This is a genomic window from Streptomyces phaeofaciens (genome assembly GCF_014648915.1).
Lineage (GTDB): Bacteria > Actinomycetota > Actinomycetes > Streptomycetales > Streptomycetaceae > Streptomyces > Streptomyces phaeofaciens.
The window spans coordinates 14,303-34,513 of the sequence record NZ_BMSA01000028.1; the positions used below are offsets into that span (position 1 = coordinate 14,303).

Here is a 20,211-nt window from a genome sequence, read left to right on the forward strand (position 1 = left end):
GTTCGTCAGGCGGGGGTCTCGGCGGTGGCGGTCAGGACCGCGCGGCCGAGGATGTGGCCGGCCATGGTGAAGCCGAGGACGGCAGGGGTGGCGTCGGCCGCGACGCCCATGGACTCGACGCCGAGGGCGTGCACCACGACGAAGTAGCGGTGCGGGCCGTGTCCGGCCGGCGGGGTGGCGCCGACGAAGCGGGCTGCGCGGGCGTCGTTGGGCAGCTGGAAGGCGCCTTCGGGCAGGCCCGAGCCGGTGTCGTCGCCGGCCCCCGCCGGTAGTTCGGTGACGGCGGCGGGGATGTCGGCGACCGCCCAGTGCCAGAACCCGGACCCGGTGGGGGCGTCGGGGTCGTAGACGGTGACGGCGTAGCTCCTGGTGCCTTTCGGGGCGCCGCTCCATGACAGCTGCGGGGAGACGTCCTTCCCACCGGGGACGCCGAAGATGCCGGAGAACTGCTCGGGCGAGAAGGCGGCGCCGTCGGTGACGGTGGTGCTGGTGACGGTGAAGACGGCCGCCTCGGGGAGGCGGGCGAAGGGGTCGTTGGCGCTCACTGCGTCGTTCCTTTCAGGCATGGCTGCGGGGTGGTGGCGATGCGGCCGGCGAAGGACCGCACGGTCGCGGACAGGCGCCGCGAGCGCCCTTCCACCGCGATACATCGACGATAACAGAGATAATCGATTATTCGCTGGATCGTCTATGCTGGCGACATGACCCAGACGGCTCCCACCTCGGCCTCGCCGGGGAAGCAGATGCTTTCCGAGCAGATCTACGCGCACCTGCGGGACGCGATCATGCGCGGCACTTACGCCCCCGGTGACGCCCTCAAACCGCAGGACCTCGCCAGGGAACAGGGCGTGAGCCTGGCCGTCGTGCGCGAGGCGCTCGTGCGGGTGGTCGGCGAGGGCCTCGCCGACCGGCTGCCCAACCGCGGCTTCGCCGTCCCGGCCTTCTCCGACCGCCGCTGGCAGGAGATCGCGGAGGCCCGCCGGACGATCGAACCGGTCGTGCTGCGCATGTCCGTCGAGCGCGGCGACGTCGAATGGGAGGCCCGCGTACGAGCCGCCCACCACCGTCTGGCCCGCACCCCGGCGTACGTGCCGGAGGAGGGCGAGCACTACAGCGGCACTTGGTCCGAAGCGCACCGGGTGTTCCACCGCACCCTGTTGGAGGGATGCGGCAACCCCGTCCTGCTGGCGACGTTCGACCGGATGTGGACCGCGAGCGAGCTGGCCCGCCGCTGGTCGGCGCAACGCGTCCCCGACCGGGACCACGTCGGCGAGCACCGTCAGCTGGAGGAAGCGGCGCTGGCCCGCGACGCCGACACCGCGGCCGAGGTACTGACCCGGCACCTCACCATGACCGCGGCCGGACTGACCGACTGCACCCACCACGAAGCGACGAGAGAATCCTGATGCGCGTGCGCGGCATCCCGGTGAACGCCGCATGCCGCGCACGCGACGACACAGGCGTAGGGCAGGAGTTCGTCGAGAGTGCCATGGCCCAGCCCAGGTCGTCGAGACTGTTCGCTGCCACTGATGCTGACGATGCGCCGATGTCCGTCCGCTTCGTCCTCGTGTCTCTCCAAGGTGCGCTTGCGGCTCAGCTCGCCGACCATGGGGCTCACGGTCGTCGGTGCGACTTCCAGCCGGCCGGCCCGGAGGCGTTCATCAACGCGGTCAGCTGGACTTCTTGGCGAGTTCGGCGAGGAACTGCGGCACTCGGCCGGCACCGAAGTCGTAGAACCGTGCCCACTGCGGCTCGACCGCGATACGCGCCATCTGGTCGTACATGGCCCGGCAGTTCCGCTCGAACTCGGCCGCGTACTCGGCGTCGAAGTTCTTCCGCGCGGCCGCGAGGTACTCCGGAACCACCCCGTCGACGATGGTCAGGTGCACGACGCCGCGCACCGACAGTGTCTTGGCCGAGCCGGGGCTGTCGCCGGCGTCGATGGTCAGGGCGACCTCGGGGCGGACGGACAGCGCTCGTACCTTGGGCGCCGTGGCCGCGGTGGACATGACGATCTCGTCGCCGGTCCAGAAGATCCCGATCGGGATGACACGCGGCCGCCCGTCGAGCCCGTTGTAGGCCAGCCGCGCCATCGACGCCTGGCTCAACAGCTCGTGGGCGTCGGCCAGCTCCTGTGCGATCTGCTTGGCGTCCATGACTCGTCGTCCTCCGCTGTCGCGCGGCCGCCCGTGGCCGCTGTGTCCCTGGGACGGAGACGCCGCCACGTTCTCGACATTCGCGGCCGAATCACCGTCCACTCGCCCACGGTAACCGTGCCGCGCTCGCCGGCTTGTACACCTCCTCGGTCCCGTGGCCGGCAAGCACCGGACACTGAGACCCCGCTCACGCGCGGCCCGGACGCGGTATGAGGCAGACGGCCGACCGCCTGGAGGAGGCCGGCGCCCCCGGTCAGGGCCTGCACCCCTTCCGGGCCTGCTCCCCTTCCGGGCCCGGACCCCGTCGAGGACACCAAGGACGAGCACCGGCACGCACCGGCTCCCGGCACTGTTCGTGAGGCACGAAAGGACCCGCGCACGATGCCCGGAGGCAGCTCACCCGAGCTCATTCACGAGAAGCCAGAAAAAAATCGGGCGACGATGTCGAGAACCCGTGGCCGGCTCCGTCCCCGCACTGAAAGCGACCACAATGGGCCGCACCAGTACCGAGGAGAACCACCATGGCAAAGTACCTGCTGCTGAAGCACTACCGCGGCGCCCCGGCCGCGGTCAACGACGTGCCGATGGAGAAGTGGACGCCGGAGGAGATCTCGGCCCACGTGCAGTACATGCGAGACTTCGCCACTCGGCTCGAAGGGACCGGCGAGTTCGTCGACGGCCAGGCGCTCGCCCCCGGCGGCACGTTCGTCCGGTACGACGGCGAGGGTCGCCCGCCGGTCACCGACGGCCCGTTCGCCGAGACCAAGGACCTCATCGCCGGGTGGATGGTGATCGACGTCGACACCTACGAGCGCGCCGTCGAACTCGCCGGAGAGCTGTCGGCCGCCCCGGGGGCAGGCGGGGAACCGATCCACGAGTGGCTGGAGCTGCGCCCGTTCCTGACCGAGCCGCCCACCGTCACGGAGTGACCCTGCCCATGGACGAGGCGCTGCTGCGCAGCCTCACCCCCGGTGTGCTCGCGATCCTCGTCCGCCGCGGAGCCGACTTCGCGGCGGCCGAGGACGCCGTGCAGGACGCCCTGCTCCAGGCGGTCCGCGTCTGGCCGGCCGACCCTCCGCGGGATGCGAAGGGCTGGCTGGTCACCGTGGCCTGGCACCGGTTCCTCGACGCGACCCGGGCGGACACCGCCCGCCGCCGCCGTGAGGACCTCGTCGACGAGGAACGGGCACCCGGGCCCGCGCCGTCGGTGGACGACACGCTCCAGCTCTACTTCCTGTGCGCCCACCCCTCGCTGACCCCGGCGTCCGCCGTCGCGCTCACCCTGCGCGCCGTCGGCGGGCTCACCACCCGCCAGATCGCCCAGGCCTACCTGGTGCCCGAGGCGACCATGGCGCAGCGCATCAGCCGGGCCAAGCGCACCGTCTCCGACGTGCGCTTCGACCAGCCCGGCGATGTCGCCACCGTGCTGCGCGTCCTCTACCTGGTCTTCAACGAGGGCTACTCCGGCGACATCGACCTCGCCGCCGAGGCCATCCGGCTCACCCGGCAGCTCGCGGCCGCCGTCGACCACCCCGAGGCGGCGGGGCTGCTCGCCCTGATGCTGCTCCACCACGCCCGGCGCGCCGCCCGGACCGCGCCCGACGGCAGCCTGGTGCCGCTCGCCGAGCAGGACCGCGGCCGGTGGGACACCGTGACGATCGCCGAGGGCGTACGGATCCTCCAGGCGGCCCTCGCCCGCGACCGGCTGGGCGAGTTCCAGGCCCAGGCCGCCATCGCGGCACTCCACGCCGACGCGCCCACCGCCGAGGAGACCGACTGGGTGCAGATCCTGGAGTGGTACGACGAGCTCACGCGTCTGACCGACAGCCCGGTCGTCCGGCTCAACCGCGCGGTCGCCGTCGGGGAGGCGGACGGACCGCGCGCCGGCCTGGCGGCGCTCGCGGTGCTGGACCCCTCGCTGCCCCGCCACACCGCGGTGGCGGCGTACCTCCACGAGCGCGACGGCGACCTGGCCACGGCGGCACGGCTGTACGCCGAGGCGGCCCACAAGGCACCCAACCTCCCCGAGCGCGACCACCTGATGCGCCAGGCCGCCCGGCTCAACGCCCGCCGGCATCGCTGAAGGGTCGCGCCCGGTTTCTCCCCGCGATATCAGGCGCGCCCGCACGGTCACGTCACGGTGGGTTCGGGATCGTGGCGGGTACGAGTGTGCCGCGCCGGCCGTGCCGAGACCGCTGCCGCCTCCCGATGCCGGTGCCGGTGCCGGGAGGCGGTGCCGATACAGGTCGGGCGCGGTGCCGATGCCGGTACAGGTCGCGGGCTGTGCAAGTCGGCAGATCCGCATGCTCGACGGCGTGCCATGACCGTCGAGGAGACAACGCGGGCACAGCGGGCTCCAGAACACCGTGAGCTGGGGTCCGCATACCGACGGCGACGGCCGCCCGCTCACCGCCGCTCGCTGTCGAGTGCCGTCGACGCTACGGAAACGGTGTGCGCATGCGAGGCCGCCGCCGACCCGTACGCCCCGGGTCCGACCCGGCGGCGGCGGGCACGGACCGCCAGGGCGGACAGGAGCATGCCCGCCCCGGACGCCACCGCGAGCAGCAGGCATGCGGCGGACAGGCCCGCCGCCAGCGCGTCCGCCGTTCCGTCCCCTTCCGAGCGCCGCGACTCCCCCACCGTCGCGTTCACCGTCGCCACGGCCGCCGTGAACGCGGCCGCACCGATGTATCGCGCCATGTTCGAGATGCCCGACGCCGCTCCGACGTCGTCGGCGGAGACCGCCGAGGTGGACGCCGAACTCGCCGGACCGTTGACGAGTCCCAGGCCGGCGGCCAGGAGCACGAGCGGGAGGACGAACGCCGCGTACCGCCAGTCGCCCTGGACGAACACCAGCAGCACGCAACCGGCCGTCGCCGCCGCGAAGCCGGCGGCGATCACGGGTCCGATGCCCAGGCGCTGGACCATCCGGGGCACGAGCGGTGTGACCGCGATCAGGCCCACCGTCGCGGGCAGCGTGGCCAGGCCCGCCTCGAACGGGCTCAGGGCGAGCGTGGCGGGGTTCTGGAAGTAGAGGCTGACCAGATACATCAGACCGTTGATCACACCCGCGCTCAGCAGGATCCCGACCGTCGCTCCGATCAGCACGCGATCCTTCAGCAGCCGCAGGTCCACCAGGGGCGCCGCGACCCGCCGCTCCACCACGACGAACGCCACGCCCGCCACCAACGCCACCGCGAAGCAGCCCAGCACCCCGGCCGACACCCAACCCCACTGCGCCCCCTCGCTCAGCGCGAGCAGCGCCGGGGCGAGCACGGCGGCGATCAGCAGGGTCCCCGCGAAGTCGATCGAGCGACTGCGTTCGGGATCGCGGGATTCGGCGACGCCCCTCAAGGTGACCGGGACACAGGCCAGCGCGATCGCCGCGTCGATCCAGAACAGGCCCTGCCATCCCGTGCCGTCCACCAGCACACCGCCGACCAGCGGCCCGGCCGCGGCGCCGACGGCCGACGCACCGCCCCACAGCGTCACCGCCCGTACCTGCCCGGCCCCCGACGTGGAAACGGACAGGAGGCTCATTCCGCACGCCAGGATCGTCGCCCCCGCAGCCCCCTGGATCGCCCGGCCCGCGATCACACCCGCTCCGCTGCCGGACAGGGCGATCAGCACGCACGAGACGATGAACAGCGCCAGGCCGCCCAGGAAGACCAGCCGCCGTCCGAACACGTCGCCCAGGGCCCCGGAGGTGACGATCACCGCCGCGCCCACCAGCGAATACCCGGTGACGGCCCACTGAAGAGTGTCCAACGACGTGCCGGTGTCCTCGCTGATCGCCGGAAGCAGGATGCTCACCGCCGAGGTGTTCGCGTTGACCACCAGGGTCGAGACACAGGTCGCGATCAGCACAGCCATCGGCGCCGACCGGCCGGCGTCTGCGGGTACCGCGTCACCTGTCCGGACATCCACACAGGCAGGTTCACACGCACCGCACCACCCCGCAGCCCCACGACGGCAACCGGGTGGGCGACCACGGCGACCCCGGCGACCTCGTGCCGCACAGCCCCGTCATCGCCCTACGCCCGACTCCCGAACTCCCGACTCCCGACTCCCTGCTCCCTGCTCCCTGCTCCCTGCTCCCTGCTCCCTGCTCCCTGCTCCCTGCTCCCTGCGACCGATCGCCTCAACGCCCAGTGGCGCATCGCCCGGCCGAACACGACGGTGACGCCACCCCTCGGCGGACCATGTTCCACGAAGCCTTGACAACGATGTCGGACGAGTGATCTAGTCCGCCACGGCTCCCCCCGCCCCACCGTCAACCGAGCCTGCGCGACTGGGCTGTTGCAGGAGATTCGACGACATGCAGGTGCCACCCGAAGCGCATCGCAGGCACGGAACAAGGAGACCCATGAAACGCCTCGTCACAGGCGGTCTCACCCTCGCCATGGTCGGCACGCTGGTCGGCGCCCTTCCGGCCGCGGCAGAGACGACACCGGCCAAGGTGACCGACCCCGTCAGCTACGTCGACCCGCTGATCGGCTCGTCCGGGGGTGGCAACACCTACCCCGGAGCCGTCCGCCCCTTCGGCATGATCTCGTGGAGTCCGACGAACACCGCCGGCGACCAGACCAACGCCGCCAGCGCCAACGGCTACTCGTACAACACCACGCGCGTCCGCGGTTTCGGACTCACCCACGTCAACGGCGCGGGCTGTCACCCCGGCGCCGCCGGCGACATCCCGATCATGCCCTTCGTCGGCGCCGTGACGTCCTCCCCCACCGCCGACGTCAAGGACGAGATCTACGCCGCCGGCTTCAGCCACGACAACGAGAAGGCCGAGCCGGGCCGGTACGCCGTGAAGCTCGACTCGGGAGCCGCGGCGGACCTCTCGGTCACCACCCGGGCGGGCGTGGGCGACTTCACCTTCCCCAAGGGCTCCGACGCCAACCTGCTGTTCCGCGTATCCAACTCGCTCAACGGCAGCGAGGACGCGGAGATCCACATCGACCCCGCCCACCGCACGGTGACGGGTTCCGTGCTCACCGGCGCGTTCTGCGGTCGCCGCGCCAACGGCGGCACGAACAACCGCAAGAGCTACTACCGGCTGCACTTCGTGGCCGCCTTCGACCGGGCCTTCGACGGCAACGGCACCTGGGTCAACAGCGATCTGCGGCCCGGAAGCACCTCCGCCGAGGGCGGCGAGGGCTACGCCACCGGAGCCGACCGCGCCGGCCGGGGATCCGGCGGCTACGTCAGCTTCGACACCTCCTCGGACGCCGACGTGCGTATGAAGGTCGGCATCTCCTACACCAGCCTCGACGCCGCGCGGGAGAACCTCGCCCGCGAGGTGAGCAAGCGCGACGACGTCGACTCCGTCGCCGCGGACGCCCGTCGCGACTGGAACCGTGAGCTGCGCTCGATCGTGGTGTCCGGCGGCACCGACGACAACCGCACGGCCTTCTACACGGCGCTGTACCACGTGTTCCTCCAGCCCAACGTCACCAACGACGTGGGCGGCACCTACCCGGGCGCCGACCTGAAGGTCCACCGGCTCACACGCGGCCAGCGCGCCCAGTACGGGAACTTCTCCGGCTGGGACGAGTACCGTGCGCGCACCCAACTGCTCGCACTGCTCAAGCCGAAGGTCGCCGGCGACTTCGCCCAGTCGCTGTACAACCTCGCCGGGCAGAACGGCGGCGTGTGGGACCGCTGGGTGCACGTCAACGGTCCCACCCATGTGATGACGGGTGACCCGTCGGCCCCCGTCCTGGCGGGCTTCCACGCCCTCGGTGTCCGCAACTTCGACGTACGCGGCGCCTTCGACTCCCTCGTGCACCAGGCCACCGTCCCGCACCCCGACGGACTGTCGGACAAGGGCTGCCCCGGGCAGTGCGAGGGGCAGCGCCCGAACCTCGCCGAATACCTGCGGCTGGGGTATGCGCCCCAGGACGTCTGCCACTGCTGGGGCGGCGCGGCGGAGACCCTCGAGGACTCCACCGCCGACTTCGCCCTCGCGGACTGGGCGAAGCGGCTCGGCCGTACTTCGGAGTACAAGTCCCTCATCCCCCGGGCAAGTTGGTGGCGCAACACGTTCAACCCGTCGGCCGGCGCCGAGGGCGGGTACCAGCAGGCACGCAAGGCCGACGGTACCTGGCAGTGGCCGTTCTCACCGACCTCGGACACCGGGTTCGCCCAGGGGTCGAGCGCCACGTACACCTGGATGGTCCAGCACGACGTCTCCGGCCTGGCCGAGGCGATGGGCGGCAAGGAGCGGGCGGCCGAGCGGCTGGAGGCGTTCTTCCACCGCGCGGACGGCTCCTGGGCGACCGGCGGTGACGCGTTCCGCTACGACCCGACGAACGAGCCCGGCATCCACACCCCGTGGCTCTTCAACGCCCTCGGCAAACCGTGGAAGACGCAGGAGACGGTCCGGGCGATGGCCTCGCTGGTCTACGGAACGGGCCCGGGCGGCCTTCCGGGCAACGACGACCTCGGCACCATGTCGGCCTGGTACGTCTTCGCCTCGCTGGGCATGTACCCGCAGACCCCGAGCCGTGCCGAGATGCTGTTGTCGAGCCCGGTGTTCCCGAAGGCGAAGATCAAGCGGGACGGCGGCGCCACCATCACCGTCACCGCTCCGCAGGCCTCCGCCGAGAACGTCTACGTGCGGAGCGTCCGGGTCGACGGCCGGCCGCAGACCCGGTCCTGGCTGTCCGAGTCGGTGCTCAACCACGGCGGCCGCGTCGAGGTGAACGTGGGACCGGCCCCCGACACCGCGTGGGGCACCGGCGAGGGGGACCTCCCCGTGGATCGCGTGCCCGCCGCGGAGACCCCCGTGCCCAACCTGCCCGGCCCCTGCACCAGGTCCGGCTCGTACTGCGCTCAGGACCTGAGCGGCCAGTACGACATCGACGGTGTGTCCACAGCGGACGCCAAGCAGCAGGGCAACCTGGACGGAAAGGGGTGGAGCTTCCCGGCGGAACAGCTGCCGGCCCCCGGAGTCACCACGATCGCCGGGCGGGACTACCGCATCCCCGCGACCTCGGGCACGGCCGGGAACTTCCTGAGCCTGCGCGGCCGGCGGACGTATCTGACCCCCGGCCGCTACTTTGCGCTCGACCTGCTCGTCACCGCCGTGAACGGCGACCAGCGGGCGGACGTCACCATCCGCTACACCGACGGCACCACGTCCACGGTGCCGCTCCCGGTCACCGACTGGGCGAGCGCCGCTCCCCGCTTCGGTGAGGAGCCGGCACTGTCGGCGACCACCCGCCACAACGTGAACGGAACCGCGGACGGACGGACCGTACGGATCTGGCACGTGGCCCTGACCACCGATCCACAACGCACGGTCGACTCGCTCACCAGCAACACCGTCGCCAACCTGAAGCTGTTCGCCCTCAGCGGGCGCACCGCCTGACCTGAGACGACCGTCAGGGAACCAGGGGGCTCGCACCGCGGCCCCCGCTCATCCACCACGGCTCCGCCGCTTCCGGGCCCGGGAGCGGCGGAGCACCGTCGGCGACGGTAATTGTGTGGACCGACCTGTCGGCGATCAAGTACCGTCTGCTCTCGGACCACGCCGCGAGACGAACGGAAGGAGGCGAGTGCCATGCAGTCCATCACCATCCAGCGCTCCCTCCCCGTCATGCCGGTGTGGCAGGTCTGATCCGACCGGGAGCGCTCCACGCAGTACGCACCCACGCAGGACGCATCCCGGAGGATTCCATGACCGATCCGGTCATCCGCGCGCTCGACGAGAGCGACGCCCACCTGTTCGACGCACACCCCGACCCGCTCAACGCCGCTGCCGCGCACCGGCGGACCCTGCACCGCCCCGACTGGAAGCGGGTGGCCCTGCGCGACGGCACCGTCGTCGCCCGCGGCGCATGGTGGGGCGGCCCCGACGACAAAGAGCCCGTCAACATCAACTGGTTCGACGTCACCGAGGGCGAGGAGGAGGCGGGGGCCGAACTCCTGCGCTCCGCCCCGTGGCAGGTCGAACTCGAGATCAACCTGCCCGGCGACTGGCGCGACCACCCCGACCTGGCCGCCGCCGCCGAGACGCGCTTCGCCGCCGCCCGGGCGGCCGGCTACGAACTCCTGGTGGAACGCTTCCTGTACCGCTGGACCCCGGACCTCGGACTGCCCGAGCGGCCCGGACGCCTTGTCTACAGCGCCGAACCCGACGACGCGGTCTTCTTCGACGCGCTGCGCCGCATCCACTCGGCCACCTTGGACGCCCATTCGCTGAAGGCTGTCGAGGAGGACGGCCTCGACCGGGCCGCGCAGGAGGAACTCGACTTCTTCCACTGGTGCCCGTCCCCACGGGAGTGGTGGCAGCTCGCGCGCACGCCGGAGGGTGACCTGGCCGGCATCCACATACCGGCGCACAATCCGTCCGGGCCGACCATCGGTTTCATCGGCGTCCTGCCGGAACACCGCGGCCGCGGCTACGCCTACGACCTGCTCGCGGAGTGCACCAACTTCCTGGTGGAGCACGGCGCCGAGGCCGTCACCGGAGCCACGGACCGGGGCAACTTCCCCATGGCCGCGAACTTCGCCAAGGCCGGCTTCCCCGTGGTGCGCGAGCGCATCAACTTCCACCCCGCCGCCCAGGCGTAACGGGACCGGGCAACGACCAGGCGGTCCGGCCCGACGCCGGGACCGGGCCGCCTGGCACGACGCTGCGCGGCCGGCGCGATCCGCGCCCAGGTCGGACCGGAGCGAATCCGGGCCGTCGGGACCGGTTCGGCCGCTGCGCGCCCGCGTCCTCATGCCGTGACGAGTTCGGGGTCGAGGTAGGGAGTCACGTTGCGCATGGCCCGCGCGACGTACTCCTCCTTCTCTCCCACCGGAGCGACGTAGTGCACCGCGCTCTCGGCTGCTTCGAGGCCTTCCAGCCGGGCGATGATCCAGGCTGCGAGGTAGTGCGACGAGAGGCATCCACCGGCGGTCGCGAGGTTGCCGCTCGCGTAGAAGGGCTGGTTCAGCACCTCGATCCCGGCCGCCACCACCCACGGCTTCGTGGTGAGGTCGGTGCACGCGGGGACGCCCTGAAGGAGGCCCAGCTTGGCGAGGACCAGGGCCCCGGAGCACTGCGCGGCCACGAGCTGCCGCGACGGGTCCAGCTGTCGCAGCCGGGCCATGATGGCGGGGTCCTCCACCACCTCTCGTGTCTGCATCCCGCTCCCGACGATGACGGCGTCCGCACGGCAGGCGTCTTCGAGATCGGACGTGGCTTCGATCACGACGCCGTTCATCGACCGGACCGAGCGCGTGGGGCTGCAGATCGACACGCGCCAGTCGGGCTTCTTGACGCGGTGGAGAACTCCGAGGGCGATGAGCGAGTCGAGCTCGTTGTATCCCTCGAAGGTGAGGATCGCGATGTGCATCGTTGCCCCTTTCGGCGGTGAGTCCCGAATGCTAGGCACCTGATGCATGACGGTCCAAAAATTGTCATGCATACAATGGCGCGTATGAGAGTTCCGCGCTACAAGGTCGTCCTGGACCGGCTTGCGCGCGAGATCCGCTCCGGTGTGTGGCCCCCGGGTGCGCGACTGCCCACCCATCGCGAGCTCGCCGCGCAGGAGGGCATCGCGTTGGTGACCGCTTCGCGGGTGTACGCCGAGCTGGAGGCGATGGGGCTCGTGAGCGGCGAGCAGGGCAGAGGCACGTATGTGCGCGACACCGCGCTGTTCGCCGGTCACGGGGTCGAGCAGGCGGCGATCGCCGACGACGTGGCCGATCTGAACTTCAACTACCCATCGGTTCCCGGTCAGGCCGAGTTGCTCCGTCGAGCACTGCGTGAGCTCTCCACCTCGGGCGACATCGCGGCACTGCTTCGCTACCAGCCCCACGGCGGTCGGGCACAGGACCGAGCCTCGGTGGCCCGCCACCTACGCCGGCGGGGGCTCGACATCGACGGGGAGCGGATCATGCTCGTCAACGGTGCACAGCACGGGCTCGCCGTCACGGTCATGGCCGCCCTGCGGGCAGGTGACGTGGTCGCCGTCGATGCCCTGACCTATCCCGGGTTCAAGGTCCTGGCGCAGTCCCTCGGGCTCGAACTGGCGCCGGTTCCCGGGAGCGAGCACGGGCCGGACCTCGACCACTTCGAGCAGCTCTGCGCTCGGCGACGCGTGCGGGCGGCCTATCTGATGCCCACGATGCACAACCCCTTGGGCTGGGTGATGGATGCGCCCAGCCGTATGAGGCTCGTCGAGACAGCGCGTCGGCACGGAGTCCTGATCATCGAGGACGCTTCGTACGCCTTCCTCGCCAAGGACCCCCCGCCCCCTGTCGCCGCGCTGGCACCTGACGTGACGGTGTATGTCTCCGGGCTCTCGAAGAGTGTGGCGACCGGGCTGCGTTTCGGCTTTGTGGCAGCCCCCTCCGAGCCGGCCCCCTCCCGTCTCGCCCTCTCCGATCTCGCCTCCTCCGATCTCGCCCCCGCCATCGAGCGGGCGATCCGTGCCACCACGTGGAACACGCCGGCCGTCATCACGGCCATGGCCTCCCGGTGGCTCGATGACGGCACCGTCGATCGGCTGGAGGCCGAGAAGCGAGAAGACGCCGGCGCACGGCAGCGCATCGCCGCGGAAGTCCTGGAGGGCTGCCGCTACGTCAGCCATCCGTCGTCCTACTTCATATGGCTCCCGCTGCCCGAGGACGCTCGCGCCGACCGGATCGCGGCATCGCTCATCCGCAAGAGGATCTCGGTGGCCACGGCCGAGCCCTTCGCGACCACCACTCATGTGCCCCAGGCGCTACGACTGGCTCTCGGCTCGACAGGCATCGCCGAACTCGGCGAGACCTTGCAGCGAGTCCGGGAGGCCGTGATCGAGGATGCACGTATGTGAGGGGATCTCCCTTGCCGGCCCGTCACGGGAGAGGAGTGTGCGTACGGGTTCCGACAGCCGCCGCGTGTGGCCCGTTCACCAGCCGCTGACACGCTCCCAGACGCTCTGGATGGCCGGTGCGTGCTGCGGCCGTGCGGGCCGGGAGCTGTCGATGACGTGGTAGCCACGGTGCTGGGCCGCTGTCGCGCACGCGTGGTTGGGCAGGATGCGCAGGCGGGTTCCCACGGGCAGCTCGGGCAGTACGGCGCCGTCGCGGGCGGTCAGGGTCCCGTGTTCCTGGCTCGCGGCACTCATCACCAGGCCCTGGACCAGGTTGCCGTGGAGGTCGGTGACCAGGCCGTATCCCTGGTCGAGGGGCTGGCCGGCGGTGCCGCGGTCGCGGGACATGGCCATCCAGCCGCCGTCGGTGACGATCCAGCCGTACTCCGGCCGGTGTCCGATGACGGTGACGACGACCGACAGCGCGAGGTCGTCGATCTGGCAGACGCCCAGTCCGGCCATGACCAGGTCGAAGAAGACGTAGTTGCCGGCGCGCAGTTCGGTGATGCCGCTGAGGTCGTCGGCCGCGTGGGCGGTGGGGGTGGAGCCGACGCTGACGGTGTGCACCGGCAGGCCGGCCGCGCGCAGTCGCTCGGCGGCCGTGACGGCGGTGTCGCGTTCGTTCTTCGCCGCCAGGCGCTGTTCCTCGGCGGAGTGGGCGAAGTACGACTCGCCCGCGTGGACGAGTACGCCGTCGAGGCAGCCGGCCTCGTGCAGGGTCCTGCCGATGCCGACGAGTGCGGGGGCGTCGGTCCTCAGGCCGCCGCGATGGCCGTCGCAGTCGATCTCGATCTGGGTGGGGATGCGGATGCCCGCCTCGCGGGCGGCCCCGGTGACGAATTCGGCCTGCTCGGTGCTGTCCAGCAGGATGCGCAGGGTGACCCCGCGGTCGAGGAGGGCGATGACGCGGGGCAGTTTGTGGGGGTCGATGCCGACGGCGTAGGTGATGTCGGTGTAGCCGCCGTCGGCGAACGCCTCGGCTTCGGCGAGGGTGGAGACGGTGACGGGACAGGGGCCTGTGCCGCTGTGCATGAGGGCGGCGACGTCGAGGCTCTTGGCCGTCTTGACGTGCGGGCGCAGGGTGACGCCGAGGCGGTCGGCCCTGGTCGCGAGGCGCTCGATGTTGCGCAGGGACTTGTGCACGTCGACGACCGCGAACGGGGTGTCGGGATCGGCCAGGGTCGGGCTCGACGCGGGCTGGGGGGTGTTCACAGGCGGATGTCCGTTTTCGTGAGGAGGATCAGGCCGAGGAGCACCTCGCCGAGCGGGCCGTGCCCCGGGCGGGCGTCAGTCGAGGGCGGCAATGGCGTGCACCTCCACGGCCGATCCGTAGTGCAGTTCCTTCACGCCCGCCACCGCGCGCTGCGGGCGGTGGGAGCCCAGCCACTGGGCGTAGAGGCGGTCGAACTCGGGCCAGTCGCCGATGTCGGTCACGTACACGGTGACCGACAGGAGCCGGTCACGGCCGACGCCGACGGCGGTCAGGCAGGCGTCGACATTGCGCAGAACCTGCCCGGCCTGGACGCCGAACCGCTCGCCGGCCAGCGTGCCGCCCTCGGGTGTGACGGGCAGTTGGCCGGAGATGTAGGCGAGGCCGCGGTGCACGGCCACGTGGGAGTAGTGGCCCGCCGGCGTCATCAGCTCCGGGCTGTCGGTCAGCGACACCGGTGCGGGCCGGGCACCGGGGGACGATCCGGACGCGGACATGAGGCGCCTTTCACTTGGTGTAGTTGTAGACCGTGGCCCGGGACACGCCGAGCAGGTCCGCGATGGTCTGCGCGGCGTCGCGGGAGTCGAAGTAGCCGTCGCTGTGCAGCCGGCGCACGAGCGCCTTCTTGTCCGGCCGGCTCAGCGACCGCGGAGTGCCGGCGCGCTCCGCGGACAGCGCCTCGACCGCCTGGCGCAGTTCCCGCGCGTTGCGGTCGCGGAGCGTTTCCAGGGGCTGGTCACGGTGCTCGGTGTCGGTGGCGACCAGGTTGGTCAGGGCGAGCGTCACCGGGGAGAGCACGGACACGTCGAGGTTCAGGCACAGGGCCGCGATGTACTCGCCGGCCGCGTTCTTGATGCCGATGGACGTGCTCTTCGCGGGGCGGCCGTCAGGGAACCGGTTGGGGTAGTTCTGGATGACGCTCGGGTACTGCGGGTCGGCGATGCGTGCCAGACCCAACTCGGTCGCCGAGTCGCCGACCTGACGGCCGGAGATGTTGTTCTCGATCCGCCGGATGGCGTGCTGCGGATCGCGCAGGTCGTGCAGCACCACCTCGCACAGGCCCGGGAACATCCGGCCCAGGGCGACCGCGATCTTCTCGGCCTCCCGGATGAAGTGCTCATCCGGCCCGGCGGGCCCACCGGGCTCCGCGACCGTGGGCCGGTCCGCTTCCCCGGGGACTGCGACGTGATCCATGGATCCTCTCCTGACGGCTTCCGCTGCCGTGGGCGCTCCGGACGACAAGCGAACGACCGCGCCGACGGGGCCCGAGGACCCCGACCCCGCCCGCGAAGCGGTGACCGGCCCGTGAGGGCGTGCAGGCGTCCCGGGTGGCTTTACAGGCAGAGACGCTACTCGCCTCTGGCTTTATTGTCTAACTTTGAACTCCAAGTCTAGAAGGTGGCAAGTGGGCAAGTGGGCCACGACCGCCGAGGACCAGGCCGTGGGCCGCGGCCTGGTCCTCCCCCGACGTCCGGCCGTCCGCGTCCGCTGTTACGTCGTCTGCTCGCCGTCGAGTTCCCGCCGGGCGGCGAGAGCCCTCGCCAGCACCTTGTCCCGGTAGGGATTCGCGGTGTCGAGGGCCGCGGCCACCGCGATCGCCTCCTCCAGCAACGCCCGCCGCCGAACGGGCAGTTCACGCACCAACGGCGAGGCACTGGCCTCCACCAGAACGTACGCCAGCTTCGACCCGTACACCTCCGGCGCGACCTGCACCAGCAGGCGGTAGATCTGCAGCCCCTCCACACCACGCACCACCCGCCGGTTCGCGCTGAGCAGCTTCACCCTCGCCCGCAGCACCATGTCCTGATCCATCGCTCCCCCTTCGTCCCCACACCCCCCCGGCCCGCACCCGTCACACGACGACGCAGCACGACGAACGCGCCGGCAGCCCGCAACGGATGGCGACACGAACGCCGGAGAGTGGATGACGACGAGTCTGCGGGCCGACCACCACCACCATCAAGCCCGAACGCACGTGCGCTCCGTCCTACCGCAAACCACCCCCGAACAGGCATGATGGATCTGACACTCACCGAAGCCCGAAGCCACGCCCCCCGGAAGCGCGAGCAGCGGAATCCGCACACCGCGGTGCGACACCGAAGAGGCGGACGCCGACCGGTAGGGAGTGCACTCGCCGACCGAGCCGTGCACGGTGAGATGTCGATTCGCCGCGCGAGGCGGCCGAGGGGCACCCGGCGTTCGGCGCGGGCCGTCGGCGGCGCGGGCCGTCGGTCTGGGCCGTGTGGAGAAAGGCTGCGCAGCGGGCGGCACCCGCCCGCGGGCCGCGGCTTCAGCGGCCGGACGACTCGCCAGGGCTCCCGGCGCTCGGTCCCCCGCCGCGCTCCCCGGCAGCCCGGACCCGCCGTCCCGAACCGGAAGAGGGAACACCTGTACGGAGTATTCCAGCGCGCCGATGCCGACCCTGTCGCCGATAAATAGTAGAGACAGGCCGTGCGGCAGCATTTATGTCCGGCCCGACCGGAGGCCTTGGCGCCTTTTCCGGAGCGATATCCTGTGCCGGAACCCCGGCCCGATTACGGCGGGCCGGGGTTCTGATACGACAGGCGGAGAATTCTGCTCAGTGCTGCCAGCCCGAGTCGTTCGAGTCGACGACGCGGAAGCTGCCCACGATGAGTCCCGGGAGCCCGTTGACCGGGGTCGTCGTCAGCCCGGGCAGCGAGTTGGTGGAGCTGGCGGGGCCGACCGTCGCGGCGGGAGCTCCGTTGTCACAGGTGATCCCGTTGAAGAACTCGACGATCCGCCTGGAGTCGTTGCGGATGTTGAAGGTGACGGCGCCCAGCCCGCTGTTGAGCACGTTGACGACGGCGATGCAGGTGCCCGGGTCGGCCGAGTACGAGCGCTCGTTGACCTGGATCCGTCCGCCGTCCTGCTGCCGTGAGCCGTCCTGCCGGGAGTCGCCCTTCCTGTAACTGTCGCTGTCGTTCGAGCCACTCTCGCCGCCGAACAAAGCGCCGACGGGCGCGACGTCCTGGACGGCCGGGACGGACTGGGGCGCGGATTTAGAGGCAGAATTCGGGACGGAATTCGCGTAGGTGACACCCGTGGCGGCCGTGACCGCCGCACCCACGGAGGCGGCGACCACCGCGATGGTACGAGTACGCAATGCACTGCTCCTTCACTCCACGAAACCGGCAGGAAATGCCGATCGAGAATGAACGTAATGACGCCTCTTTCCGCTGTCATATCGGCAGCGTCCGGAACGCGAGGAAAATACGGCTGACTGGTCGTATGCGTATTCACCCCACCGAGGGACACCAGATTCTTTGACGCGCCGTCAGTACACGCCGGAGAGCAGGTACTTTGAATGAAACATCCGCCCACTCGGGGCAGACCTGATACTTCGTCACTCTGTCGGATGCGCCGCCACGCCTCCCACAGGGGGTAGATCTGACGCTCCATCACCCTCCCGGGGATCTGCCACCGGCGGGCCTCCACCCACGCCCACCCGGGACGAATCTGATCCTCCGTCACTCTCCCGGATGTGCCGCTGACGGGCTTGCGACGTGACCCAGGGCCCAGCGGGCGGCGAATCGGCGGCTGAACCGAGGCGCGGCCCAGTAGGTGACGACTGGTCAGGACTGGCGGGTGGCCCTGACGGATGCCGAATCGGCGGCCGACGTCGGCCGGCAGCACGGCGGTGCGCGCGATGACCCCGTTGCGCGAACTCGACGTCCGCACCGACACTCACCTGGTCCTCGTCCACGTTCGGCGCCACAACATGGACGGCTATGAGGACCGCTTCGCTCGGTGGCCGGCAGAGCAGATCGGACAGAAGGTCATCGGCCCTCCGCAACACCCGTGAAGTACCGGACCGAGACCGACAGACTGCGGGGGCAGAGGCTGCCGGTCCGGGGCTGCGGGGTCAGAGGCTGCGGGCGGTGATGTCGCCCTGGGACGTGGTCGCACGGATGTCGAGCTGGGCGGTGCCGTCGTTCTTCAGGGTGTTGCTGATCCGGCCGTAAGAGGTACCGGCGTCCAGGCTGGCCGAGACGCCGACGGCGGCACCCACCGAGATGTCACCCGACTCGGTGCGGAGCACGACCGTGCCGCGCACGGCCTCGGCGATCCGGATGTCACCCCTGGTGGTGCTGATCTGCGCGGGACCGCGCAGCCGGCCGACCTCGACATCGCCGTCGACCGCGGTGAGACGGAGACTCGCGGCCTCATCGATCTTGATCTGCCGGTACGCGCCGTCGAAGACCACGTCACCGACGCGGCCGACGGCCCGGAACTCGGCACTGGCGGTCCTGGCCTGGACGCTGGAGCCGACGGGCAGCCGGACGGTGACCTCGAGGGATCCGGAGGGGCCGAGGTAGGCGTTCTTCGCCGTCGGCGCCTCGATCCGCAGGACGCCGTCGGCGTACTCGATCCTGGTCTGCTCCGCCGCCTTCACATCGCGGCTCTTCGAGGCGTTCGCGGGCAGGACCTCCACCACGGTGTCGGCCCGCTCCGCGGCGATGATCTGGACGCGCCCGGCGGGGATGTCCAGGACGGCGGAGACCGGGGCGGTGGTGTCGAACTTCTGCATGGTGCTCTCCTCGTGAAATCGTCGTTTCGAACAAGGGAAAAGCTACGTTGCGTTCAAAAGTCTGACAACAGACTCGTTGCGCAAGATTGACATCAATGCAGTTCAGAGCCGATAAATCGTTGCATCAGACTTGAACGTAACGCAACAATCACCCCTACATGCATTGCAATGAATTGAAGGTGAACGCTACGCCGCACACCCTCGGGCCGCCGGGACGCCGGGCCGCCTCAGCCGGCGCGGGCGCCGCAGCGCGATGCGGTGTATCCAGAACATATGGTTCGTGGACGTCTCAGAGAGCTTCGTCTGTCGCGGGAGCCGCGTCATGCGCTGCTCGCGGTGCCGATCGCGCTCATCGTGATTGTCACGGTGATCGACGTTCTAGCTCCGCCCAATGTCCACCTCGGACCGTTTCTGGTCGCCGCACCCGCTGTCACAGCGTCGTTCGCCGGGCCCCGGACGACCGCGGGCGTCGGCGCGCTCGCCGTCCTGGCCCAGGCCGTCGTCGCGGCGGCGCGCACCAGCCTCGTCGATCTGAACCACTCCTTTCAGCTGATCACCCTGATCCTGATGTCGGCGTTCGCGACCTCGTTCGCCGCCCGGAGGGAACGCCATGAGAGGGAGCTGACGCAGCTGCGCTCGGTGGCGACGGCCGCGCAAGAGGTGGTGCTCAAGCCGCTTCCGCACCGGATCGGCCCGTTGCGTATCGCCTCGGTCTACCTGGCCGCCGAATCAGAGGCCCAGATCGGCGGCGACCTGTACGCCGCCGCCCGCACGGAGAAGGGAACCCGGATCGTCATCGGCGATGTCAGGGGCAAGGGCCTGGAGGCGGTCGGGGATGCCGCTCTCCTTCTCGGGGCGTTCCGGGGCGCGGCACACCGGCAGGCCGATCTGTCCGCGCTTGTCACCTTCCTGGAGGGGGCCGTCTCCTCGGACCTGGACGACCCTGCGGCTCCCGTCGGGGCCGAGGACCGCGGCGAGGCGTTCACCACGGCCGCCATGATGGACATCCCGGACGAAGAGCCGGTCCTGCACCTGATCAACTGCGGGCACCCGCCGCCCCTGCTGGTGCGCGGCGGCCGCGTCAGTGCGCTCGAAGTGCACCAGCCGGCGCCGCCGCTGGGCCTCACCGCGTTCGCGGAGACCGATCTCACCGCGGAGGCGTTCACCTTCGAGCACGGCGACATCGCGCTTCTCTACACGGACGGTGTGATCGAGGCCCGCAATGGCGACGGCATGTTCTATCCGCTCGCGGAACGGGTGGCCGCCAAAGCCGACAAGAGCCCCGACGCCCTCGTCGCACGCCTGCGCAAGGACTTGATGCGCCATGTCGGCGGTCATCTTGGCGACGACGCCGCCATGGTGGCGATCGAGCGCATGCCGCGGCCGTCCTGAAGAGCGAACGGCCAGGACGCCCCGGACCCGCACCTGAGGTGACCT

Annotated in this window: 18 protein-coding genes; 8 read left to right on the forward strand and 10 right to left on the reverse strand. The window is 70.7% G+C overall.

The features are described from left to right. Positions 1-5: 5 nt before the first annotated feature. Positions 6-545, reverse strand: coding sequence for a YbhB/YbcL family Raf kinase inhibitor-like protein (locus tag IE275_RS35530; protein WP_189716771.1), 540 nt, complete (start codon positions 543-545; stop codon positions 6-8). 156 nt (positions 546-701) lie between these two features. Between IE275_RS35530 and IE275_RS35535 the strand changes: the two genes are divergently transcribed. After that, complete coding sequence (locus IE275_RS35535) at positions 702-1,406, forward strand: GntR family transcriptional regulator (RefSeq protein ID WP_189716772.1); 705 nt, start codon at positions 702-704, stop codon at positions 1,404-1,406. Positions 1,407-1,670: 264 nt separating this feature from the next. Here the strand turns inward: IE275_RS35535 and IE275_RS35540 are convergent, their stop codons facing one another. Then, positions 1,671-2,156, reverse strand: coding sequence for a pyridoxamine 5'-phosphate oxidase family protein (locus IE275_RS35540; RefSeq protein ID WP_189716773.1), 486 nt, complete (start codon positions 2,154-2,156; stop codon positions 1,671-1,673). 521 nt (positions 2,157-2,677) lie between these two features. Here IE275_RS35540 and IE275_RS35545 point away from each other — a divergent pair. Continuing rightward, positions 2,678-3,085 carry a YciI family protein gene (locus IE275_RS35545; protein WP_189716774.1) on the forward strand — a complete coding sequence of 136 codons (408 nt, stop codon included), beginning with the start codon at positions 2,678-2,680 and terminating at the stop codon, positions 3,083-3,085. Positions 3,086-3,093: 8 nt separating this feature from the next. Further along, positions 3,094-4,239, forward strand: coding sequence for an RNA polymerase sigma factor (locus IE275_RS35550; RefSeq protein WP_189716872.1), 1,146 nt, complete (start codon positions 3,094-3,096; stop codon positions 4,237-4,239). Positions 4,240-4,562: 323 nt separating this feature from the next. Here the strand turns inward: IE275_RS35550 and IE275_RS35555 are convergent, their stop codons facing one another. Continuing rightward, entirely contained in the window at positions 4,563-6,029 is a 1,467-nt protein-coding gene (locus tag IE275_RS35555; RefSeq protein ID WP_189716775.1) for an MFS transporter, read from the reverse strand. 493 nt (positions 6,030-6,522) lie between these two features. Here IE275_RS35555 and IE275_RS35560 point away from each other — a divergent pair, with 493 nt between their 5' ends. Further along, positions 6,523-9,534, forward strand: a complete 3,012-nt coding sequence (locus IE275_RS35560; RefSeq protein ID WP_189716776.1) for a GH92 family glycosyl hydrolase — start codon at positions 6,523-6,525, stop codon at positions 9,532-9,534. A gap of 308 nt (positions 9,535-9,842) precedes the next feature. Next, positions 9,843-10,739: a GNAT family N-acetyltransferase gene (locus tag IE275_RS35565; RefSeq protein ID WP_189716777.1), complete on the forward strand. Its 897-nt coding sequence runs from the start codon at positions 9,843-9,845 to the stop codon at positions 10,737-10,739. Positions 10,740-10,888: 149 nt separating this feature from the next. Here the strand turns inward: IE275_RS35565 and IE275_RS35570 are convergent, their stop codons facing one another. Continuing rightward, complete coding sequence (locus tag IE275_RS35570) at positions 10,889-11,509, reverse strand: DJ-1/PfpI family protein (protein ID WP_189716778.1); 621 nt, start codon at positions 11,507-11,509, stop codon at positions 10,889-10,891. A 42-nt stretch (positions 11,510-11,551) separates the two neighbouring features. Here IE275_RS35570 and IE275_RS35575 point away from each other — a divergent pair, with 42 nt between their 5' ends. After that, positions 11,552-12,976 (forward strand): aminotransferase-like domain-containing protein, encoded by a 1,425-nt coding sequence (locus tag IE275_RS35575; RefSeq protein WP_229870929.1) that lies wholly within the window; start codon positions 11,552-11,554, stop codon positions 12,974-12,976. A gap of 75 nt (positions 12,977-13,051) precedes the next feature. Here the strand turns inward: IE275_RS35575 and IE275_RS35580 are convergent, their stop codons facing one another. The 5 genes from IE275_RS35580 to IE275_RS35600 all read right to left on the reverse strand — a co-directional run bounded on the left by IE275_RS35580 (position 13,052) and on the right by IE275_RS35600 (position 17,349). After that, positions 13,052-14,227 carry a DSD1 family PLP-dependent enzyme gene (locus tag IE275_RS35580; RefSeq protein WP_189716780.1) on the reverse strand — a complete coding sequence of 392 codons (1,176 nt, stop codon included), beginning with the start codon at positions 14,225-14,227 and terminating at the stop codon, positions 13,052-13,054. Between the two features lie 75 nt (positions 14,228-14,302). Further along, the gene (locus IE275_RS35585; RefSeq protein WP_189716781.1) at positions 14,303-14,722 is read right to left on the reverse strand and encodes a RidA family protein; all 420 of its coding nucleotides are present in this window, start codon (positions 14,720-14,722) and stop codon (positions 14,303-14,305) included. A 10-nt stretch (positions 14,723-14,732) separates the two neighbouring features. Further along, the gene (locus tag IE275_RS35590; protein WP_229870932.1) at positions 14,733-15,419 is read right to left on the reverse strand and encodes a helix-turn-helix transcriptional regulator; all 687 of its coding nucleotides are present in this window, start codon (positions 15,417-15,419) and stop codon (positions 14,733-14,735) included. 297 nt (positions 15,420-15,716) lie between these two features. Continuing rightward, positions 15,717-16,037 carry a hypothetical protein gene (locus tag IE275_RS35595; protein ID WP_189716782.1) on the reverse strand — a complete coding sequence of 107 codons (321 nt, stop codon included), beginning with the start codon at positions 16,035-16,037 and terminating at the stop codon, positions 15,717-15,719. Positions 16,038-16,803: 766 nt separating this feature from the next. Beyond that, the gene (locus tag IE275_RS35600; RefSeq protein WP_229870935.1) at positions 16,804-17,349 is read right to left on the reverse strand and encodes a hypothetical protein; all 546 of its coding nucleotides are present in this window, start codon (positions 17,347-17,349) and stop codon (positions 16,804-16,806) included. Positions 17,350-17,892: 543 nt separating this feature from the next. Between IE275_RS35600 and IE275_RS35605 the strand changes: the two genes are divergently transcribed. After that, positions 17,893-18,048, forward strand: coding sequence for a hypothetical protein (locus tag IE275_RS35605; RefSeq protein ID WP_189716783.1), 156 nt, complete (start codon positions 17,893-17,895; stop codon positions 18,046-18,048). A 60-nt stretch (positions 18,049-18,108) separates the two neighbouring features. Here the strand turns inward: IE275_RS35605 and IE275_RS35610 are convergent, their stop codons facing one another. Beyond that, positions 18,109-18,774, reverse strand: a complete 666-nt coding sequence (locus IE275_RS35610) for a DUF4097 family beta strand repeat-containing protein (protein WP_189716784.1) — start codon at positions 18,772-18,774, stop codon at positions 18,109-18,111. Positions 18,775-19,047: 273 nt separating this feature from the next. On the opposite strand from IE275_RS35610, the gene IE275_RS35615 reads away from it, so the two are divergent. Further along, on the forward strand, positions 19,048-20,166 hold the full coding sequence (locus IE275_RS35615) for a PP2C family protein-serine/threonine phosphatase (protein WP_189716785.1): 1,119 nt from the start codon (positions 19,048-19,050) through the stop codon (positions 20,164-20,166). The last annotated feature ends 45 nt before the right edge of the window (positions 20,167-20,211 follow it).

Coding starts and splice junctions, on each gene's coding strand:
- IE275_RS35535 (WP_189716772.1), top strand. CDS start 702: ATGACCCAGACGGCTCCCACCTCGGCCTCGCCGGGGAAGCAGATGCTT.
- IE275_RS35585 (WP_189716781.1), bottom strand. CDS start 14,722: ATGTCCGCGTCCGGATCGTCCCCCGGTGCCCGGCCCGCACCGGTGTCG.
- IE275_RS35555 (WP_189716775.1), bottom strand. CDS start 6,029: ATGGCTGTGCTGATCGCGACCTGTGTCTCGACCCTGGTGGTCAACGCG.
- IE275_RS35615 (WP_189716785.1), top strand. CDS start 19,048: ATGGTTCGTGGACGTCTCAGAGAGCTTCGTCTGTCGCGGGAGCCGCGT.
- IE275_RS35565 (WP_189716777.1), top strand. CDS start 9,843: ATGACCGATCCGGTCATCCGCGCGCTCGACGAGAGCGACGCCCACCTG.
- IE275_RS35605 (WP_189716783.1), top strand. CDS start 17,893: ATGACCCCGTTGCGCGAACTCGACGTCCGCACCGACACTCACCTGGTC.
- IE275_RS35540 (WP_189716773.1), bottom strand. CDS start 2,156: ATGGACGCCAAGCAGATCGCACAGGAGCTGGCCGACGCCCACGAGCTG.
- IE275_RS35545 (WP_189716774.1), top strand. CDS start 2,678: ATGGCAAAGTACCTGCTGCTGAAGCACTACCGCGGCGCCCCGGCCGCG.
- IE275_RS35575 (WP_229870929.1), top strand. CDS start 11,552: ATGCATGACGGTCCAAAAATTGTCATGCATACAATGGCGCGTATGAGA.
- IE275_RS35550 (WP_189716872.1), top strand. CDS start 3,094: ATGGACGAGGCGCTGCTGCGCAGCCTCACCCCCGGTGTGCTCGCGATC.
- IE275_RS35610 (WP_189716784.1), bottom strand. CDS start 18,774: ATGCAGAAGTTCGACACCACCGCCCCGGTCTCCGCCGTCCTGGACATC.
- IE275_RS35595 (WP_189716782.1), bottom strand. CDS start 16,037: ATGGATCAGGACATGGTGCTGCGGGCGAGGGTGAAGCTGCTCAGCGCG.
- IE275_RS35590 (WP_229870932.1), bottom strand. CDS start 15,419: ATGGATCACGTCGCAGTCCCCGGGGAAGCGGACCGGCCCACGGTCGCG.
- IE275_RS35570 (WP_189716778.1), bottom strand. CDS start 11,509: ATGCACATCGCGATCCTCACCTTCGAGGGATACAACGAGCTCGACTCG.
- IE275_RS35560 (WP_189716776.1), top strand. CDS start 6,523: ATGAAACGCCTCGTCACAGGCGGTCTCACCCTCGCCATGGTCGGCACG.